Source organism: Pseudomonas sp. FSL L8-0168 (assembly GCF_037976155.1).
In the GTDB taxonomy this organism is placed as follows: Bacteria; Pseudomonadota; Gammaproteobacteria; order Pseudomonadales; family Pseudomonadaceae; genus Aquipseudomonas; species Aquipseudomonas paracarnis.
In genome coordinates this window covers 1808312-1828966 of record NZ_CP150262.1, presented here as the reverse complement: position 1 = coordinate 1828966, position 20655 = coordinate 1808312, and the positions used below count along the sequence as shown (strand labels likewise).

Here is a 20655-nt window from a genome sequence, read left to right as displayed (position 1 = left end):
TATGCACAGTTATGACTATTGGCTGATCATCGCCTTCTTTGCCGTGGTACTGGTGCCGGCTCCGTTCCTGGGGCGGTTCTACTACAAGGTGATGGAGGGCCAGCGCACCTGGCTCAGCCCGGTGCTGGGGCCGGTGGAAAACGCCTGTTATCGCCTGTCGGGTGTGGACGCACAGCAGGAACAAAGCTGGCAGAAGTACATGCTGGCCTTGCTCGCATTCAACCTCGCAGGCTTCCTGCTGCTGTTCTCTATTCTGTTGTTTCAAGGCTCCCTCCCGCTGAACCCGCAAAACCTGCCGGGCCAGGAATGGACCTTGGCGTTTAATACCGCCGTCAGTTTCATGACCAATACCAACTGGCAGAACTACAGCGGTGAGGCGTCTCTCAGCTACCTGAGCCAGATGGCCGGCCTGACCGTGCAGAACTTCGTCAGTGCGGCGACCGGTCTCGCCGTCCTGGTCGCCTTGTGCCGTGGGATCGGGCGCAAATCTGCCCAGACCCTGGGCAACTTCTGGGTCGACATGACCCGCGCCACCCTCTACGGCCTGCTGCCGTTGTGCCTGGTGCTCGCGCTGTTTCTGGTGTGGCAGGGCGTACCGCAAACCTTCGCCCACTATGTTGATGCGGTCACGCTGCAAGGCGTGGATCAGGTGATTCCCCTGGGGCCGGCCGCCAGCCAGATTGCGATCAAGCAACTGGGCACCAACGGCGGTGGCTTCTTCGGCGTGAACTCGGCGCATCCGTTTGAAGACCCGACAGCCTGGGCCAACCTGTTTGAAGTGGCCTCGATCATTCTGATCCCGGTGGCACTGGTGTTTACCTTCGGCCATTACGTCAAGGACCTGCGCCAGAGCCGGGCGATCCTCGCGTGCATGCTGGCGTTGTTCTTGATCGGCGGCGCGACGTCGCTGTGGTCCGAGTACCAGCCCAATCCAACCCTGAACAACCCGGCGGTGGAGCAAACCGCACCGTTGGAAGGCAAGGAAATACGCTTCGGCACCACCGGTACCGTGCTGTGGTCGGTGACCACTACCGCGGCCTCCAACGGTTCGGTCAACGGTATGCAGGACAGCCTCAGCCCGCTGAGCGGGATGGTGGCATTGGTCAACATGATGGTCGGCGAAGTGATCTTCGGCGGTGTCGGTGCCGGGATGTACGGCATGTTGCTTAACGTGTTGATCGCGGTGTTCCTCGCCGGCCTGATGATCGGCCGCACCCCGGAATACCTGGGCAAGAAACTCCAGGCCAAGGAAGTGCAATTGCTGGTGGTGACCCTGCTGGTGATGCCGGTCGGCGTATTGGTGTTGAGTGCCATCGCCGCCAGCTTGCCCGGCCCGGCAGGCGCCATCAGTAACCCAGGCCCCCACGGCTTCAGCCAATTGCTGTACGCCTACACCTCGGCCAGTGCCAACAACGGTTCGGCGTTTGCCGGCCTCGGCGCCAACACCCCGTTCCATAACCTGATGCTGGGCCTGGGCATGTTGATCGGCCGCTTTGGCTACATCCTCCCGGTACTGGCCCTGGCCGGCAGCCTGGCGATGAAGAAGACCGCGCCGATTGGCCAGAACAGCTTCCCCACCCATGGCGCGCTGTTCGTGACCTTGTTGACCGTGACCATTTTGTTGGTGGGCGGCCTGACTTTCCTGCCGACGCTGGCGTTGGGCCCCATCGCTGAACACTTGAGCATGGGCTTCTAGTTAAGGGATATGAAAATGAATATGCCTGCAAAAAACGCGGCCCCGGTCAAACCCCAGGAGCCTGCCAAAACCGCCATCTCGGCTCTCTGGCGTCCGGCGCTGGTCCAGGCGTTCGTCAAGCTCGACCCACGCCAACTGCAACGCTCGCCAGTGATGCTGGTGGTCGAACTGACCGCCATCCTCACCACCGTGTTGTGCTTCGTGCCCGATACCACCGTGCCCACCTTTGTTGCGGTGCAAATCGCGGTGTGGCTGTGGTTCACCGTGCTGTTCGCCAACTTCGCCGAAGCCCTGGCCGAAGGCCGCGGCAAGGCCCGCGCCGACAGCCTCAAGGCTGGCAGCGAAGGCTTGAGCGCCCGACGCCAGGAAGCCGATGGCAGCTTCAAGGTGGTGCCGGCCACCAGCCTGCGCAAGGGCGATGTGGTACGTGTTGCCGCCGGGGAAATGATCCCCGGTGACGGCGAGGTCGTCGAAGGGATTGCGGCGGTCAACGAAGCGGCGATTACCGGCGAATCCGCCCCGGTGATCCGCGAGTCTGGCGGCGACCGTTCGGCCGTCACCGGCAACACGCGGCTGGTGTCGGACTGGCTGCTCATCCGCATCACCGCCAACCCGGGCGAGTCCACCCTGGACCGCATGATCGCGCTGGTGGAAGGCGCCAAACGCCAGAAAACCCCCAACGAAGTCGCGCTGGATATTCTGCTGATCGGACTGACCCTGATCTTTCTGCTGGTGGTGGTGACCCTGCAGCCGTTCGCCCACTTTGCCAATGGCAGCTTGCCTTTGGTGTTCCTGGTCGCACTGCTGGTGACGCTGATTCCTACCACCATTGGCGGCTTGTTGTCGGCCATTGGCATTGCCGGCATGGACCGCCTGGTGCGTCTCAACGTGATCGCCAAGTCTGGCCGCGCGGTGGAAGCGGCGGGGGATGTGCATGTGTTGCTGCTAGACAAGACCGGCACCATCACCTTTGGTAACCGTCGTTGCTCGGCCGTGGTGTCCGCGCCTGGCGTCAGTGGCCGCGAATTGGCCGAAGGCGCGCTGCTGGCGTCCCTGGCGGATGACACGGCGGAAGGCAAGTCCATCGTTGAATACCTGCGCGCCTTGCACCCCCAGGCCGAGCCGAGCCTGGAGGCGTTGACCGCCGTGCCCTTCAGCGCCGAGACCCGTTTGTCCGGTGTCGACTATCAGGGCCATGTGTTCCGTAAAGGCGCGGTGGACTCGCTGCTGGCGTTTATCGGCCAGCAACGCAGCGACCTGCTGCCTGCGCTGTCGCGGGAAATCGACAAGATCGCCCAGAGCGGCGGCACGCCCTTGCTGGTGTGCGCCGATGGCAAGTTGCTGGGGGCGATCCATCTCAAGGACGTGGTCAAGCCCGGTATCCGCGAACGGTTTGCCGAGTTGCGCAAGCTGGGGATTCGTACCGTGATGGTCACAGGCGACAACCCGCTGACCGCCGCCGCGATTGCCGCTGAAGCGGGGGTGGACGATGTGCTGGCCGAAGCCACGCCAGAGAAGAAACTCGCGCGTATTCGCCATGAGCAGAACGATGGACGCCTGGTTGCCATGTGTGGCGATGGCGCCAACGATGCCCCGGCGCTGGCCCAGGCTGACGTCGGCATGGCGATGAACGACGGCACCCAGGCCGCGCGCGAAGCCGCCAACATGGTCGACCTCGACAGCGACCCGACCAAGCTGCTGGACGTGGTGCAGATCGGCAAGGAACTGCTGGTGACCCGTGGCGCGCTGACGACCTTTTCCATCGCCAACGACGTGGCCAAGTACTTCGCGATCCTGCCGGCGCTGTTCGCCTCGATCTACCCGCAACTGGGCGTGCTCAACATCATGCACTTGCAGAGCCCACAGAGCGCGATCCTCTCGGCCATCGTGTTCAACGCGCTGATTATCGTGGTGCTGATCCCATTGGCCCTGCGCGGTGTGCGCGTGCAGGCGGCGAGTGCGGCGGCGTTGTTGCGGCGCAATCTGCTGATCTACGGGCTGGGCGGGCTGTTGGTACCGTTCGTGGGCATCAAGGCCATCGACATGCTACTGACCGCGCTGCACCTGGTTTGACCTGGCCGCTGATCGTTCCCACGCTCCGCGTGGGAACGCCGCCGCCCCGGACGCTCCGCGTCCCACCGCACCACTGAATTGAGGAGTCTCAAATGTCCAACATCATCCGCCCAGCCCTGAGCTTGCTGGTACTCATGACCCTGATCACCGGCGTGGCCTACCCGCTGGTAGTCACTGGCGTGGCCCAAGTGGCCTTCCCCGATCAAGCCAATGGCAGCCTGGTGCGCGACGCCAGCGGCAAGGTGCGTGGCTCCAGCCTGATCGCCCAGGACTTTACCGGCGACAGCTGGTTTCACCCACGCCCGTCAGCCGGTGCTTTTGCCACAGTGTCCAGCAGTGCCAGTAACCTGGGCCCCAGCAATCCGGCCTTGGCGACTCGCATATTCGAGGACGCCAGCAAGCAGTCAGTGCCTGGCCAGGGCCCGGTGCCACTGGCCTCGCTGACAACCTCCGGCAGCGGCCTTGATCCACACTTGCCACCGCAGGCGATTGCCTATCAACTGGCGCGAGTGGCGGCGGCGCGAAATGTGCCGGTGTCGACCTTGCAGCGGTTGCTGGATGAGCACATCGAAAGCCCGTTGGTTGGCCCGCCCGTCGTAAATGTCCTGGCCCTGAACATGGCTTTGGAAACGTTGTAAGCCTTGCGACCGCCATCGCGGGCAAGCCCGGCTCCCACATTTGGAATGCATTCCACTGTGTGAGCCGGGCTTGCCCGCGATGGCGGCCTTGAAGACTCTCCATCAATACCTGAAGGAACCCCCGAGCATGAGCGACGCCGGCCGCGCCGATGCCCTGTTAGCCGATCTACCCCGGGACGGCCGTGGCCGGCTCAAAGTCTTCCTCGGCGCCGCGCCCGGCGTGGGCAAGACCTACGCCATGCTCCAGGCGGCTCACACCCAACTGCGCCAGGGCGTGCGCCTGATCGCCGGGGTGGTCGAAACCCATGGCCGCGCCGAGACCGAAGCCTTGCTCAGCGGCCTGCCGCAACAACCGCTGTTGCGCAGCGAATACCGTGGCGTGATGCTCGAAGAAATGGACCTCGACGGCCTGCTCGCCGCCAAGCCCAAGCTGGTGCTGGTGGACGAACTGGCCCACAGCAACGCCCCCGGCAGCCGTCATGAAAAGCGCTGGCAAGACATTCAGGAACTGCTCGCCGCTGGCATCAACGTGTTCACCACGGTCAACGTCCAGCACCTGGAAAGCCTCAACGACCAAGTGCGCGGCATCACCGGCGTGCACGTGCGCGAAACCCTGCCGGACTGGGTGCTGCAAGAGGCCGACGAACTGTTGCTGATCGACCTGCCGTCTCGCGAGCTGCTCGAGCGCTTGCGTGACGGCAAGGTATATGTGCCCGAACAGGCGCGTGCGGCCATCGATGCGTTTTTCACCCAGACCAACCTCATGGCCCTGCGCGAGCTGGCTATGCAAACTGCCGCCGCCCACGTCGACGATGACCTGGCCCAGGGCTATCGCCAACTCGGTCAGGCCGCGCCGGCAGTGCGTGGGCGCCTGTTGGTCGGTGTGGATGGCGATGCCCAAGCCGAACGCCTGGTGCGCCATGCCAGCCGCGTGGCCCAGCGTCGGCATTTGCCCTGGAGCCTGGTGCACATCGACAACGGCCGTGCGCGGGATGAGCAATCGCGCCTGCGCCTGCAAAACGCCCAGCAACTGGCAGAGCGGCTGGGCGGGGAAGTGGTGTTGCTGCGCGCCGGGGAAGTGGCCAAGACCCTGATCCAGCACGCCGCCGAACGCCGTGCCAGTTTAGTGCTGGTAGGGCAGTCACGGATGCGCTGGCGGCGGCGCCTGTTCGGTGGCGGCTTGGCGGCACGCCTGTTGCGCAATGCCCGCGGCTTGGAAATCAACGTCCTCGACAGCGATGACATGCCTGCACCGCCACGCCTGCCGGAGGTACGCGGGTTGGTGTGGTTCGATTACACCCTGGCGGTGGTGGCCACCTTTGTCGCTGCCGCAGTGGCTTGGGCCGTATCCAGTGCGTTGGCGCTGCCGAACATCTCGCTGGTGTTTCTTGCCGCCGTGCTGTTGGTGGCGGTGCGCAGCAGCCTGGGGCCGTCCCTGGTGTGTGCGGCACTGTCGTTTTTGACTTACGATTTTCTGTTTATTCCGCCGAATTTTTCCTTCGCCATCCAGCGCGAAGAAGACGTGCTGACCCTGTTGTTCTTCCTGTTGATGGCAGCGTTGACCGGCAACCTCGCCGCACGCCAGCGCCGCCAGTTGCAGGCGTTGCGCGATACCCAGGAAGAAACCAGCGAGCTGCTCGACCTGTCGCGCAAGCTCACCGCTGCCACCGATCGCCAAGCTGTCATCAGTGCCGCCGCCCACCATCTGCAAGGTTGGAACGACCTCGACCTGTGCCTGGTCAATCGCGACGGGCAGGGCGGCTGGAAGGTCGAGACCGGTGGCCCGTTGACCCTCACCGAAGCAGAACGCGCCGCCGCCGACTGGGCCTGGCAGCATGATCAGCCGGCCGGCATGGGCACCGGCACCTTGCCGTTTGGGCGTTGGTGGTGGTGGCCGCTATCGGGTGAAGAGGGGCCCTTGGGGTTGCTGGGTGTCAGTGCCAAGCCTGGCCTGGAATTGAGCGGGCAACGTCGTCGCTTACTCACCGCGTTGAGCCAACCGCTGGCCCAGGCGCTGGCGCGGGCACAACTGGGGCAGGAGCTGGAATCGGCGCGCCTGCACGGCGAAACCGAACAACTGCGCAGCGCTTTGCTCGCGTCGGTGTCCCACGACTTGCGCACGCCATTGACGTCCATGCGCGGCAGCATTGACAGCCTGCTGGCCCTGGGTGAAGCCATCCCGCTGGAGGATCGCCGCGAATTGCTCGAAGGCACCCGTGATGAAGCCGAGCGCCTCGACCGTTATATCCAGAACCTGCTGGACATGACACGTCTGGGCCACGGTGCGCTGAAACTGGCACGCGATTGGGTGTCGCCCGGCGATATTGTCGGCAGTGCCCTTGGGCGATTGCGCGCCGTGCTGGCGCCGTTGCAGGTGAGCACCGATGTGCCGCCGGAGCTGCCTTTGTTGTATGTGCATGCGGCGTTGATTGAGCAGGCCCTGGTCAATGTGCTGGAAAACGCCGCACGGTTTTCGCCGCCCCAGGGCCGCTTGCAGTTGCGCGCGGGCGTGCAGAATGAGCAGTTGTTTTTTGCCGTGGCGGATGAAGGGCCGGGGATTCCCGAGGAGGAGCGGGCGAAGATTTTCGACATGTTCTACACCGCTGCCCGCGGGGATCGAGGCGGGCAGGGCACCGGCCTCGGCTTGGCGATCTGCCAGGGCATGGTCGGCGCGCACGGCGGGCATATCAGCGTGGCCGATGGTATTGACGGGCGAGGCACCTGCATCACCTTGTTTCTGCCATTGCCGACACAGCCTGCCCTGGAATAAAACTCGTAGGAGCGAGGGGGACGCCTGGTTCTTGCTCGCGAAGGTCGTTAACGATAATGATGACGTCCTGAATGCACGCGGTGCCTAGAGGTTTTTCGCGAGCAAGCTCGCTCCTACAGAGGGTGATTTTTTTAATGGGTTTTAATGAGACACCATGAGCCAGACCGCGACGATTCTTGTCATTGATGACGAACCGCAGATCCGCAAATTCCTGCGCATCAGCCTGGCTTCCCAAGGCTATAAGGTAATCGAAGCCGGCACCGGCAACGAAGGCCTGGCCCAAGCGGCCTTGAGCAAACCGGATCTGCTGGTACTCGACCTGGGCCTGCCCGACATGGACGGCCAACAGGTGCTGCGCGAGTTTCGCGAATGGTCCACGGTGCCGGTGCTGGTGCTGTCGGTGCGGGCCAGCGAAGGTCAGAAGGTCGAGGCCCTCGACGGTGGCGCCAATGACTACGTGACCAAACCGTTCGGCATCCAGGAGTTTCTTGCCCGTGTGCGTGCGCTGTTGCGCCAGGCACCGGCCGGAGAGGCCCAGGAAGCCGCCTTGAGTTTTGGCCCGCTGACGGTCGACCTGGCCTATCGCCGCGTTTTGCTGGACGGTGCCGAAGTGGCGCTGACCCGCAAGGAATACGCAGTGCTGGCGCAGTTGGCACGCCATCCGGGGCGGGTGATTACCCAACAGCAATTGCTCAAGGACATCTGGGGGCCAACTCATACTGAGGACAGCCACTACCTGCGTATCGTGGTGGGGCACCTGCGCCAGAAGCTGGCGGATGACCCGACCCGGCCACGGTTTATCGTGACTGAGGCGGGGGTGGGGTATCGGTTGCTAGGTGCCTGAATCTGTGGTGCCTGCGCTGGCGCCATCGCAGGCAAGCCAGCTCCCACAGTTGAAATGCATGCCCCTGTGGGAGCCGGGCTTGCCCGCGATGAGGCCATCCGCAACACCCACACGCTCAACTCTGTTCACTTTCATACCGATCCAACGTATCACTGGCAATCTCCCGCCCCAAAGCGATCAACTCCGGCGCTTTATAGAACTCGAAAAAACGGCACACCCGCTTCGGCACGTTGATCAGCACATCGGGCGGATACCCAGCGATCTTGTATTGCGCCAAGGAGGTTTGCATCACCTCGAAACTCTGGTTGATCAGGTCCAACAGCGATGCAGGCCCGACGTTGTCGATGATGAACGAGCCGGTCGCCGACTTCGGTGCGCCAGCTTTCTCCGGCGCCGCGGCGGGTTGCTGGGCTTCGGGTTCGGCAGACTCCAGCCACGGGTTGATTTCGGCGGCCTGGGCCTGCAAGGCTTCTTGTTCCAGTTTCATCAACTGCTCGGCCTGTTTGCGGCGAAACGGCAGGTGCGAACCCAGTGACTTGGCCAGGCTGTTGAAGCGGCTCTTGAACGCTGGCGGGCGCTGGATCACCGGCAATTGATAGTGCTTCTGGTTGGTGGCGTTGAGGTTGACCGCAATGATCAAGTCACAGTGGCTCGACACCACCGGCACGATGGGCAGCGGGTTGAGCAGGCCGCCGTCCACCAGCATGCGATTGCCCTGCATCACCGGGGTGAATAGGCTGGGGATGGCCGCCGAGGCGCGCATGGCCTGGTGCAGGCAGCCTTCCTGGAACCAGATCTCCTGTTGGTTGGTGAGGTCGGTGGCGACGGCGGTGTAGGGGATGCGCAGCTCCTCGATATTGATATCGCCGACAATCTTGCGGATTTGCCCGAACACCTTCTCACCGCGAATCGCTCCCAGGCGAAAGCTCACATCTACCAGGCGCAATACGTCGAGGTAGTCCAGGCTTTCGATCCAGTTGCGGTACTCGTCGAGCTTGCCGGCAGCGTAGATCCCACCCACCACGGCGCCCATGGAACAGCCGGCGATACAGGCGATGTCATAGCCGCGTCGTTCGATTTCCTCGATCACCCCGATATGGGCGTAGCCCCTGGCACCACCGGAGCCCAGCACTAAGGCAACACGTTTCTTCATGGCCAGATCCTTCGCAAAACAGGGGCCCACAATGCACCCATCAAGGGGCCTGCTTCAATCCTTGCTGACAGCGCGCAAGATTTTTCCAGGCTGGCGATCAGGCTCGGGTATGCTCTGGCAATAGGTACTACCGATTTCAGGCTAAGGACAAGGCACTTTTCCCTGTAGGCAACGTCTACAGGCTACGACTGAATTTGTATATTTGAGGTGTCATCAATGAAAGCCTGGATCTGTGTGCCTGTGATCGTGCTGGCCTTGGCTGGTTGTGCCGGGAAAACCGCGTATCGCGACAGCTGTGGCTCGCAATTGGACGCCGCCTGGAAAGAACTGGACCTGGCCAAGGCCGAAGGTTTTGCCGGCACTGTCAGCTACTCCAAGGCGTTGTCGCTGTTGACTGGCGCCAAGACTCAGCAGCAGTTTGAAGCGTTCGAGGGGTGCTCCAACAAAGCCGAAAAGGCGCGGTTCTACATTCGTGAGTCTCGCGCCGGGCGATGACCCAGCGGCGGCCAGGATTTTTCATCGGAAAGTGAGGGCAGGATGTCAGCGTTGGTCAATCAGTTAGTCGCTCAGGTCATTGACCTGGAAGTAGGGTTACTGAGCTGCCAGGCTCGCCTCGCCGCCGTCACTGACGATGAAGCCTTGCATGATTTGCGCACCACTGTGCGGCGCCTGCGCAGCCTGTTGCGCCCTTTGCGCGGGCTGCCCGGTGTCGAACAGCTTGAATTGGCCGCCAGCACGGTTGGCCAACTGACTACGCCGCTACGCGACCGAGAGGTGCTGGCGGCGTATTTGCATCAGCACGGTTATCACGACGCGGCTGATCGACGCCTGCGTCTGCAGCCCGAGGCTTATCGCCAGGTGGCGCAAAGCCCGGAGCTGGCGCACTTGCTGCTGATCCTGGATGCGTTCCCACGGTTTATCCGCGCATCCCAGCACCAGAAACTGCTCAAGGGCTTGCGCCCGCGTATCCAGAAACGCCTGGCCAAGCAATGGCAGGCACTCGATGGCGCCTTGAAGGACCCCGATCATGACCGCCACCGGCTACGGTTGCTGATCAAACGTGTGCGCTATGCCGCCGAGGCGTATCCCGAGCTGGACAAATTACCCACCAACGCCCTGTCGCACTTGAAGAAGGCCCAGAGTGCGCTGGGTAACTGGCATGACTGTTGGCAGTGGCTGGCCCAGGCCGGCCATGAGCCAGACCTGCAACCCTGCGTAGCAGTGTGGCAGCGCACCATGCTCAAGGCGCAAGGCAAGGCCGACCGTGTGCTGGACACGCTCAGCGCCGAGTGTTTTTAAACCGGTCCGGCTTTTGGCCGGAATGGGCGCTGTGCCTGTGCAATTCGATGGTTAAGATTCCTCTAGGATTTTCTTGATGTGAGGTCGCCATGCGCTTTAGTGATTTGCTCGACGCTGCCCGTAGCAATCCGCTGGATGTCACCATCCCTGCCGAATGGGCCCAGGGCCGGGCCACCTTTGGCGGCCTAGTCGCTGCCTTGCAATACGAGGCGTTGCGCGCCCAGGTGCCGGCGGACCGACCGCTGCGCTCGCTGGCCATCACTTTTGTCGGCCCGGTAGCGCCGGATGTACCCGCCAGTTATCAGGTCGAAGTGCTGCGCGAAGGCAAGGCGGTCAGCCAGTTGCTGGGGCGCGTGGTGCAGAACGGTGAAGTGGCGACCCTGGTCCAGGCCAGTTTTGGCGCCTCTCGCCTCTCCGAGATTGATGTGGCGAGTGAGCCACCACCGCTATTCAAACACTGGGATGAGTGCCAGGAACTGCCCTATATCAAGGGCGTTACCCCCGAATTCATGCGTCATTTGGCAATGCGTTGGAGTGTCGGTGGCCTGCCGTTTACCGGCAATAAATCCCGCGACATGGGCGGCTGGGTACGGTTGCGGGGGGATGTGAAAGAGGAGCCACTGACCGAGGCGCATATCCTCGCCTTGGTCGACGCCTGGCCACCGGCGTTGCTGCCACACCTGAAAAAGCCCGCGCCGGGCAGCACTCTGACCTGGACCATCGAGTTCATCCAGCCGTTGCAAGACCTGACTACGCTCGACTGGTGCCAGTACCACGTCAACATCGAACACGCCCGCGACGGCTATGGCCACGCTGCCGCTGCCTTGTGGAGCCCGACCGGCGAGTTGATCGCCCTCAGCCGCCAGACCGTGGTGGTGTTCGCCTGAACCCGCCGGTCAGTGGTGGTGCCGCTGCCGCCAGGCGCGCCACCAGCCACCGCTGAGCACAAAGCGCGGGAAGGTCACGAACTGCTCGACCACCAGGCGCTGCACCGCATCTTTGCGATCACTGAACGGCTCACTGGCCTGGGCTTCCAGGCTATGGCCGTGACGCTGCAACGCCAGGCCCGCGACAATGCCAATCACACCGACCGCGAAGCTGGCCAGGCTCAGGCTGAACACGCCCGACACGATCAGTAGGAAACCGACGATAAACAGCGGCACGGCAATCAGGTGCAACGCCAGGTTGGTTGGGTGCTGATGGTTCTGTGGGTACTGACGCCATTGCCAGGCGGGGAGGTTGGGGTGACGTTTGCCCATGGTGGTGAATCCTCTGTCCGTTGAAACAACTTGAACAGAGTTTAGGTCGAGGTGGGCAGGGTGGCGAATTGGGGCTGGCTATGGGGGTCATAGGCTGCAATTTAGGCGGAGTGACCCTCATGCCCAAATGACACAGTCATGATCATCCATATGTACCAAGAACGTCAGCTCTTTATCGGTTATCCAAAACGGATATCCGGTGGTTTCGGCTAACACAGAGGCTAGCACTCGAGCGTTTTCCATTCTCCAGGCGCTATACGCTGAGTCAAATACCAGCAGAACCAGGCCATTCCCGCTAATGCGATGCGGCATCTCCTTCCAAAAGTCAGGGTTGTGTTCGGTGCTTTTCTCGTTCAGTTCGATGGGATCAAGCACATTGCTCTGCGCTTTGAAGAATTTTCTCGTCAGAGAGCTTATCAACAAGTTGAGTTCGCTCGAATCAAGCTTTCCAGCGTCGAGGTTCAGCGCATTACAGGCTTCGTCTATTTCGTCTTCCAGGTAACTCATCAGGGGACACCTATTCTGGACCGGCTGACAGGAACCAGTTGGAGCAGTATATGGCCTCTTTTGGCTCCTCCGTCGCCTCTCTTTCCAGGTGTTTGATAGCCAATATGAGGTGATTTCGGGCCTTCTTTACTTGGCACGAGCATAGGATCGTCAATATTCACTTCCGCTCCTCTATTGGGACCGGTTTGTACTCGCCATTCTGTTGGAAATGATTTGCCATATTGGTCTTTGCCCCATTTCGATACGCTGTATTCGGACCTGGGTATACCCGTTCTGCGAAAAGCCTCATCCAAACCATCGGTGGGAAAGAGTAGCGCCGTGGGTGTGAATGTGGGAAGGATTCCAGTCTGTTAAGCGCAGATCCCCTGTGGGAGCGGGCTTGCCCGCGAAGGCGGTGTGTCAGTCACTGCCTCTGTTACTGCACTACCGCTTTCGCAGGCAAGCCAGCTCCCACTCTTGATCTTCGTTGCTTTGAGTATTGCGTTCGCTTGACTGATCGGCACCAAGGCTTACCTCCGATGTTGTTGGGTCAGTTTGCACATGCATTGGCTGGTTCACAGTTATCGAGGTCAAGTCCCATCCCATATTCGATATTCAGAGTGTCTAGGGTAAGGAGATTTACCTGAACGGCATCAAGACTGTATGAAGTACAAATTAGATGTGGACCCTTCGATTTTCTTGGCTTTGCCCTTTTTTAGGTACGCATTGAACTCACGTTCCAAGGCTTGTTTATCTGTATATTTTTTGTACTTGCAGGGTGTTTCGCATGCGTACATATACAGCCTCCACGAGTCGAAACCGTCGACCCTATCGTCCGGGCCGTAATCAAAGTCGACACATATTTCAGATAAGTAAACACTGCAACCAATACCGTGCAGCTCGTAGGTGACATTTGCAACGACCGTCCCACGCTGCGGGATTTTTTTGGATCGCCACAGACCAATGATATTTTTGGTTCCAAACACTTGCTCAAGTAAGTCGGTAGCCTTTTTTACTTGCTCCAAGTATTCTGTGATCAAATGTTCTAGCGTCTGAGCTCTCATCGTCTAGGCCTTTCCAGTCTATCCAGTCCTACTGCATTTGAAGCGTCTATTACGTCCTGGGTGCTGTTGAACGAGCTGTTATGGTCACCTATATTCTGGATTAGTTTTATGGTGACTGGCGTCTTTGTTTGTCTTGCAGCGGCAGCTCGGTGGTGCCCATCAACAATATAGCGTTGCTCGTTATACTCAAAAACGTCTATTGGCGTATTTTTATCGTATCCGTCGTTTCGCATACTGCGAGCAATTTCTTCCACACGCTTGGTTGACCGCTTCCCTTCAATGCTGTGTGTTCTATTTAAGAAGGTTGCGTCTACTCCGTGAACAAGAGGAGCTGAAGGCTGTCCATCATCCACGCTCGATTTGTAGGATGGATCGTCAGCACTCGTTTGCTTTTTACACCCATCATCGCCTGGGCATGAATTCAAGCCTAGCGGGTCTACCCACCCTGTCGGATTGTGCACGTACTGGTAGCCATTGATCCCACCCGCCAACTTCACCGGGTCCGGCGTCAGATAGCGACCAATATCCGGATTGTAGTAGCGATGGCGGTTGTAGTGCAGTCCGCTTTCCGCATCGAAATACTGCCCTTGAAACCGCAGTGGGTTGTCGATGTTGCCCACGTCGAGCCGGGCGATCTGGCCGTAGGCGCGGTAGTGGGCGGACCAGACGATTTCGCCTTCGGGGCTGGTCAGTTCTTGCGGGGTGCCGAGGTGGTCGAGTTGGTAGTGGTAGGGCTTGGTTTCTTTTGGGCCGAAACCGTCCAACAGTGCCAATGGGCGGAAGCTGTCGGGTTCGTAGAGGTAGCTGCGATGACGCTCTGCATGATGCTCGGCAACCAGCTTGTCGCCTTGCCAGAAAAATTCGGTGGTCTTGCCGTCCACAGTTTTGCTGATGCGACGTCCAAATGGGTCATAGCGATAGCTGGCGGTTTGGCCGTTGGGCGTTGTAACCCCGACTAACCGATGCTGGCAGTCGTAGCGGTACTCAGTGACAAGTTGCTGGCCCTTGCCGCGTCGTTCGCGGATGAGGTTGCCGAAGGCGTCGTAGTCGTAATGACGGTCGCCCTGGATCATCAGGCGGTTGGCCGCAACGATGTCCGGGCCGGGGCGGTCTTGCATCAGCAGGTTGCCGGCGGGGTTGTGGCCGAAGCGTTCCTGTACGTCTTGGGAGTGGTCGGCGCGGGTCAGGCGGGCGAGGGGGTCGTAGTGGTAGCGGTGTTCGCCTTTGCGGGTGTCGAGCAGGCGGGTGAGGTTGCCGGATTTGTCGTAGTCGTACTGGCGTTGGTAAAAATGGTTTTGCTGTTGGGTTACCGCATGGGCGTGTAGGCGGCTCTGGTCATCGTAGTGGTAGTGGCTGAGCAGTTGGCCTTGCTGGCGCTGGTGTTCGCGGCCGCTCTTGAACAGATGTGAGGTGAGTACTTCACCGTTGAGTTCGACCGTGGCGAGGTGGCCGCCTTTGTCGTGGTTGAAGGTGACGCGGTTGTTGTCTGGCAGGCACAGGTTTTTCAGCTGGCCGCAAGCGTCGTAGCCGTAGCGCAGGGTGCCCCATCCCTGGTGTTCGGCGGTGAGGCGGTTTTGGCGGTCGTATTCGTAGGCCAACGCCCAGTGGCCGTCCTCGACGCTGAGGAGGTTGCCTTGGCGGTCGTAGGCATAGTCGACAATGCTGGCATCGGGCAGGATTTTTCGGACGAGGCGTCCGGCGTGGTCGCGCTCGTAACGGGTGATTAGCTGACTGTTATCGTCGCCGTATTCGGTCTTCTCCAGCAGGTGGCCGTTGAGGTCGTAGGCATAGGCGGTGCGCTGGCCGTCGAAGCCGGTTTCCTGGCGGATCAGGCCATTGAGGTGGTAGTCGAGTTGGTAGGTTTCGCCGGCTTCGTTTTCGATCTCGGTGAGCAGCAGCCGAGTGTTGTCGTAGCGGTACTTGATCTGGGTGCCGTCGGCGTTGAGGCGGCGGCTGATCAGGTGCAGGCCGTCGGCGTATTCATAGCGGGTGACGTGGCCGAGTTCGTCGCGTTCGGCGATGATTTTGCCGTAGGGGTTGTAGCTGAATTCCCTACAACCACCGCCTGGCAATACAAGACGAATCAACCTGCCGACGCTGTCCCATTCATAGACTGTCTGCGCGCCGTGTTCATCCTCACGCGCAATCTGCCGGCCTAGATCGTCATAGCGATAACGCTTGATCCCACCATTGGGCAATTGCTCTTCAAGCAACTGCCCACGTTCATTCCACACCAGCCGATGACAACTGCTGTCCGGGTACCAAATCCCCGTCAGTTGCCCATGTTTGTTGTAGCTGTAGTCAGTCGAGTTGCCATCGGGATCGGCCCTACGCGTTACATCGCCTTGCTCATTACGCTCATATTTCCAGACCGCCTCACCACGGCGCACAACTCTTACGAACCCATTGTCATGCTCGTAGGATGTCGGCTCATCCTCCCCCGGAAACAGCGCCACCAAGCGTCCGGCGTCGTCATATTGATAGGCCGTCACCGCGCCCATCGGGTCTTGCTCGACGGTCAGCCGGCCCTTGGCATCGTAGGATTTGTAATGCTGAGCGCCATCCGGATCGATGCGCTGCACCAAGCGCGCCCGGTCGTCATGGACATAGACTTCCTGGCTACCATCGGCGTTATGCACGGTGACGTGGTCGTCATCGCCCCAGGCATAACGCGTGTCCATCTGCGAGAAGCTCGCCCAATGCCGGACGCAACGCGCCGCCTTGCCAGACCGTTCCCACGCCCAGAAGAAACTCGCCCCACCGGCCAACTGCCGCTCAAGAATGACGTGCTGATCGTCGTACCGATAACGCTCGCTTTCCCCGACAGCATTGGTCGCGCAAACCAGTCGTCCGTCTTCGTCATAGGCGTAGGAAACAAGGTTCTGCTCGGTCTCCCACACGTAGGGCTCTCGCCCTTTGGCACGATGTACTTGGTAGTCCACCGCAACGATGCGATCCAGCTCATAACGCAACAGCAACGAGCGACCCGCGCCGTTATCCAGCCGCTCAATCCGCCCGGAACGATCACGGCAAATGCGTAGACGGTTGTCATACGCATCGCTGATCGCAGTCAGTACACCGTCGCGAAAGTGATAGAACCGTGACGCTTGGGCCAGCACCAACTCGTCAGGCGCCGAACCCAAATAGATCGCCGCTTCCGCCAGGCTATTGGTGATTGCGGGTCGAGAGTCGCTGGGCAATGGAAACTGCGTATGGCGGTTCTCATGATCGGTCCACACCACCGAATCGCCCGACACCACCAGCCGATGGGCCAGCGCATGGCTCCAACCAAACCCCAACCCACAATCGACCTCCACCGCGCTAGTGCGATACAGCCGCGTCCACTCAAACGGCAAGATCCCATCCAGCGCGCCGTCGGTAAGGGTCAGCAACTCCTCGCCGGTGACCATCGACACCGGGCAACCATGGGTGACCGTTTTATCCGCAGGCGCCGCCGCATCGCCCTTCGGATTCGACGCCATGGCCGGCACATCATCGACAGGCTCCTGACGAACCAACGTGGTGCGCTGGGCCTTGCCGCGCACCATCGGCACCGGGTTCGAAACCAGCGTATCGCCCGCCTTCAACGGCACAGCCGGCACCGTCTTAATCGGCGTCGCCGCACTGCTCAGCAACACCGGCTTGGCGGCCTCGACATGGGTTTCCAACCGAGGCCCCGCCACCTGCTTGGCCAGCAACTCCAACAACGCCCGCGCCCGCCCGGACTTGACGCCACTAAGCACCTGAGCACCCAGGCGCAGCTGTACCCCAATACCCCGCGTGGCCCAGATCAGCAGCAGATTGATCAACACTTCGCCGGTGATTTCACCCAGCAGTTCGTACATGTCGGGTGGCGGCAGCATGCGTACCCAGGCCACCAGCGCCGACAGGTAGATAAACAACAGCGGCTCATCACTGAGTACCAGCAACCCCTTGGCCAGCGTGTCTTTGCCCAGCTTGAGCAGTGCATCCAGCTCGGCCTGGGACAGGTATTTCAGCAACGTTTCGCTGTTGGACTTGAGGTTGGCGAGCAGGTCGTACAGCTCGGTGATGTTGTCCCACAGGTTGTAAAGCGCCTTGCCCAGCCCGGTCGCAAAGGCAATGCCCTGAATGCCGCTACGCTTGTAGGCTGGCGCTTTGGCAAAGTCTGCCCATCGAGGCTTGAAGTGCTCGGCCCATGCCGTGCGCAAATCCGCTTCCAGCCCGGCGATCACAGACTCATAGGACGCATACAGCGCCTGGACGTGAGCCTTGGAAACAGTGGGGTAAAAGGTGATTTCGTACTGTTGGTCGCGGCTACAGTCGCTGACTTCAAGAATGCCGCTGGGGCCAATGGTCCGATGCAGTGGCGCGCCTAGCGGGCTGCCGTCCTGTGCAACGGCTTGCAGCCTCACGGGCGTGTTGCCGATAGGCACGAACTGCGTGCTTTCGAACAGATGCACCAGCGTCAGCCCGCCCTGGGCTTTGCATTGAGCGACCGTGCGGCTGGGCTTGTCGGAAGAGATCGGCGCGACCAGTGCGACGTCTTCCCCAACCTTGAATACCTGCTCCACGCTAAGTGCCGAACCACTTAAAAAGCTGTCGGCCCACTTATCAAAGGTATTCAGGCAGGTACGCAAATCCGCGAATACGCGCTCAACCTTCGGCGCTTCGGGATCCATGGGCACTAGCATCAGGTTGGCCAGCACCGAGATCAAGAGACAGCCCCATTCATCAGGGCTCTAACGAACACCACCATCTGCAATCCCTCGCACTGTTTGATCAGGCGAGGGACTTTGCAGCGGTTGTCAGGTAAAAGAAGTCGGCGTTATTCGCGGGGACGGCGAGGAAGTTTCGTCTTAACTTCAGGTAAACCGAGGCTTGGTCGTAGGAGTTGGATTACAGCTGGAACAGTCTTACAACTTCAACTGCCCAATCGCCTTGCTCAACTCCCCGGCTAACGTCGCCAGTTCATTGCTGGTAGTGGCCGACGCCACGGTCTGATGCACGGTGTTTTCGGTCACATCGCGAATGCTCACCACGGCGCGGTTCATTTCTTCGGCGACATGGCTTTGTTGCTCGGCGGCCACGGCGATCTGGGTGTTGCTTTCGCGCATCTGTGCCACAGCGCCGGTAATTTCAGCCAGCGCGATGCCGGCTTCCTGGGCCTGCTGTACGCAGTCATCTGCCTTGAATGAGCTTTCCTGCATGAAGTCCACCGCGTCGCGGGTGCCGGCTTGCAGCGCCGAGACCATGCGGGTGATTTCGTCGGTGGAGCTTTGCACGCGCTTGGCCAGGTTGCGCACTTCGTCGGCGACCACCGCGAAACCGCGGCCCATTTCCCCGGCGCGGGCGGCTTCGATGGCGGCGTTGAGGGCGAGCAGGTTGGTCTGTTCGGCGATGCTGTGGATCACACTGACCACACCGTTGATTTTCTGGCTGTCTTCGGCCAGTTTCTGGATCATTTCGGCGGTCTGCTGTACGCCGCTGGACAGCCCGGCGATCGAGCGCTGTACCCGGCTGACCACTGCCTGGCCGCTGCCGGCGAGGGTATCGGCGGCCTGAGACAAGTCACGGGTGGCGCCCGCGTGCTGGGCGATGTGGTAGACGGTGGCGGTCATTTCGTTGATGGCGGTGGCAGCCTGGTCGGTTTCGCTTTGCTGGCCCAGCATGCCGTGTTGCACCTCGTTCATGCTGCTGGCCAGGCGAGCGGCGCCGTCGTCCAGTTGCCGGGCGGTGCGTGCCACGGTATTGACCACGCGCTGGTAGCCGGCTTGCATGGCGTTGAAGGCGCTGGCCATCTGGCCGACTTCATCCTTGCAGGCCAACGGCACCCGCGCCGACAGGTCGCCGGTTTTTTCGACGTGCAGCATCACATCCTTGAGGGTGTTGAGTTGGCTGAGCAGGAAGCGGATCAACAACTGCGAGGCACCGAGCATGGCCAGCATCAGCACTGCCACGGCGACGGCGTAGTGGGTGAAGCGTTCACTGAACACTTGGCTCAGGCTCGGCGCGTAGGCCAGGACTGCGACCTGCTGGCCGTCGGCCCGGCTGATCACCTCGGCGCCGATCAGCGGGTTTTCACCGAACAACGGCATGGGGTTGAGTTCGGTCCAGCCGTTGGCAGTGCTCAGGGTGGGTAGATCCTGGGGGGGCTGGCCTTTGGAAAATGCGAGCCAGTGCTCACCCGTGGGCAAGGTTCTGTCGGCTGGCCAGGCGCTGAGCAAGCGTCCTTGGGCCTGGGCCGATGCTTGCGACGCCTGGCTGCGCGCCTGTTGTTCAAGCTGTACCGCGTACAGCACCAGCAGCAGGGTGGTGATGAAGGCGACCGCGTTGACGGCCCAGAATTTGTATTTGAGCGAGATATTGCTAAGCCAGGCACCCATGGAAGGTTTTCTCTGATAGCGGAAACAGTATTGGCAAGGTGCCATTATTGTGCCGCTATTCAGAAAAGCGCTTTTGACATGGGTCAATGCGCCGCATCAATCGATGGCAGGCAAGCCGAAAAAGCGGCGGGCGCAGGCGGTGCTGTGCAACGCCAGATCTTCCATCGTTTCGTTACGGTGCAAGGCCACTTCGCGCAGTACTTCGGGCAGGTACGCCGGCTCATTGCGACCATTTTTCGGCTTGGGGCGCAGGGTGCGTGGTAGCAGGTAGGGCGCATCGCTTTCCAGCATCAGACGGCCTCGGGGAATGTCCCTGACCAGTGAATGCAGGTGGGTGCCACGGCGTTCGTCGCAGATCCAACCCGTGATGCCAATGTGTAAATCCAGGTCCAGGTAGCTGAACAGCGCTGCCTGTTCGCCAGTGAAGCAGTGCACCACGGCGGCTGGCAGGTGGTCGCGGTAGTCCTTGAGGATCTCCAGCAGACGCTGGTTGGCATCGCGCTCATGGAGAAACACCGGCAGTTGCAGTTCGACGGCCAGGGCGAGGTGTTCTTCGAGGACTTTTTCCTGCTGGGGGCGAGGGGAGAAGTCCCGGTTGAAATCCAGCCCGCATTCACCCACGGCGCGCACTCGGCTGTCGCCCAGCAAGCCACGCAGACGTTGGACGCTGTCGCTGTTCCAGTCGCTGGCAGAGTGGGGGTGAATGCCGGCGGTGCTGAACAGGCGCTGGCTGCTTTCGTCGAGTTTTACACACAGTTGCAGGGCCTGTTCGCTGCCCTCGACGCTGGTGCCGGTGAGTACCAATTGCTGCACGCCAGCGGCGTAGGCGCGTTCGAGAACGGCCGTGTGCCTCTCGTCGAAACTGGGGTTGGTCAGGTTGACGCCAATATCAATGAGTTGCATGGTGCTATCTCCGCCTGCGGCCGGAAAGCATATCAGAGCTGTAGATTGATAAGAAAAACCAAGAACTACAATGCGTTAACGCTGTCTTTGAACGTCGCAAGCGAC

14 protein-coding genes are annotated in these 20655 nt (G+C 60.8%); 8 read left to right on the top strand and 6 right to left on the bottom strand.

The window, feature by feature from the left end; translation table 11 throughout:
- Nucleotide 1 precedes the first annotated feature (1 nt).
- The 5 genes from kdpA (at nucleotide 2) to MHH62_RS07760 (ending at nucleotide 8021) form a co-directional block, all read left to right on the top strand.
- Complete coding sequence (kdpA, locus tag MHH62_RS07780; protein WP_197882922.1) at nucleotides 2–1696, top strand: potassium-transporting ATPase subunit KdpA; 1695 nt, start codon at nucleotides 2–4, stop codon at nucleotides 1694–1696.
- 15 nt (nucleotides 1697–1711) lie between these two features.
- Nucleotides 1712–3769 carry a potassium-transporting ATPase subunit KdpB gene (kdpB, locus tag MHH62_RS07775; protein WP_339232773.1) on the top strand — a complete coding sequence of 686 codons (2058 nt, stop codon included), beginning with the start codon at nucleotides 1712–1714 and terminating at the stop codon, nucleotides 3767–3769.
- Nucleotides 3770–3861: 92 nt separating this feature from the next.
- A complete protein-coding gene (gene kdpC / locus MHH62_RS07770; RefSeq protein ID WP_019821394.1) occupies nucleotides 3862–4407 on the top strand; it encodes a potassium-transporting ATPase subunit KdpC in 546 nt (181 codons plus the stop codon).
- 127 nt (nucleotides 4408–4534) lie between these two features.
- The gene (locus tag MHH62_RS07765) at nucleotides 4535–7177 is read left to right on the top strand and encodes a sensor histidine kinase KdpD (RefSeq protein ID WP_339232772.1); all 2643 of its coding nucleotides are present in this window, start codon (nucleotides 4535–4537) and stop codon (nucleotides 7175–7177) included.
- 154 nt (nucleotides 7178–7331) lie between these two features.
- Nucleotides 7332–8021, top strand: a complete 690-nt coding sequence (locus MHH62_RS07760; protein ID WP_014717644.1) for a response regulator — start codon at nucleotides 7332–7334, stop codon at nucleotides 8019–8021.
- 115 nt (nucleotides 8022–8136) lie between these two features.
- Here MHH62_RS07760 and MHH62_RS07755 read toward each other — a convergent pair whose 3' ends face one another.
- Nucleotides 8137–9174: a patatin-like phospholipase family protein gene (locus tag MHH62_RS07755; protein WP_003189836.1), complete on the bottom strand. Its 1038-nt coding sequence runs from the start codon at nucleotides 9172–9174 to the stop codon at nucleotides 8137–8139.
- A 216-nt stretch (nucleotides 9175–9390) separates the two neighbouring features.
- Between MHH62_RS07755 and MHH62_RS07750 the strand changes: the two genes are divergently transcribed.
- The 3 genes from MHH62_RS07750 to MHH62_RS07740 all read left to right on the top strand — a co-directional run bounded on the left by MHH62_RS07750 (nucleotide 9391) and on the right by MHH62_RS07740 (nucleotide 11360).
- On the top strand, nucleotides 9391–9669 hold the full coding sequence (locus MHH62_RS07750; protein ID WP_003189839.1) for a hypothetical protein: 279 nt from the start codon (nucleotides 9391–9393) through the stop codon (nucleotides 9667–9669).
- Nucleotides 9670–9711: 42 nt separating this feature from the next.
- Nucleotides 9712–10473 (top strand): CHAD domain-containing protein, encoded by a 762-nt coding sequence (locus MHH62_RS07745; RefSeq protein ID WP_339232771.1) that lies wholly within the window; start codon nucleotides 9712–9714, stop codon nucleotides 10471–10473.
- A gap of 89 nt (nucleotides 10474–10562) precedes the next feature.
- Complete coding sequence (locus tag MHH62_RS07740) at nucleotides 10563–11360, top strand: thioesterase family protein (RefSeq protein ID WP_339232770.1); 798 nt, start codon at nucleotides 10563–10565, stop codon at nucleotides 11358–11360.
- Nucleotides 11361–11369: 9 nt separating this feature from the next.
- On the opposite strand, the gene MHH62_RS07735 is transcribed toward MHH62_RS07740, so the two are convergent.
- From MHH62_RS07735 to MHH62_RS07715, 5 genes are all read right to left on the bottom strand, one after another.
- Nucleotides 11370–11732, bottom strand: coding sequence for an Mpo1-like protein (locus MHH62_RS07735; RefSeq protein WP_003189844.1), 363 nt, complete (start codon nucleotides 11730–11732; stop codon nucleotides 11370–11372).
- 117 nt (nucleotides 11733–11849) lie between these two features.
- Nucleotides 11850–12239: a hypothetical protein gene (locus tag MHH62_RS07730; protein ID WP_019821403.1), complete on the bottom strand. Its 390-nt coding sequence runs from the start codon at nucleotides 12237–12239 to the stop codon at nucleotides 11850–11852.
- 1039 nt (nucleotides 12240–13278) lie between these two features.
- The gene (locus MHH62_RS07725; protein ID WP_339233029.1) at nucleotides 13279–17943 is read right to left on the bottom strand and encodes an RHS repeat-associated core domain-containing protein; all 4665 of its coding nucleotides are present in this window, start codon (nucleotides 17941–17943) and stop codon (nucleotides 13279–13281) included.
- Nucleotides 17944–18177: 234 nt separating this feature from the next.
- Nucleotides 18178–19647, bottom strand: a complete 1470-nt coding sequence (locus MHH62_RS07720) for a methyl-accepting chemotaxis protein (RefSeq protein WP_102667032.1) — start codon at nucleotides 19645–19647, stop codon at nucleotides 18178–18180.
- Nucleotides 19648–19743: 96 nt separating this feature from the next.
- Nucleotides 19744–20550, bottom strand: a complete 807-nt coding sequence (locus tag MHH62_RS07715) for a TatD family hydrolase (RefSeq protein WP_032903916.1) — start codon at nucleotides 20548–20550, stop codon at nucleotides 19744–19746.
- Between the last annotated feature and the right edge of the window lie 105 nt (nucleotides 20551–20655).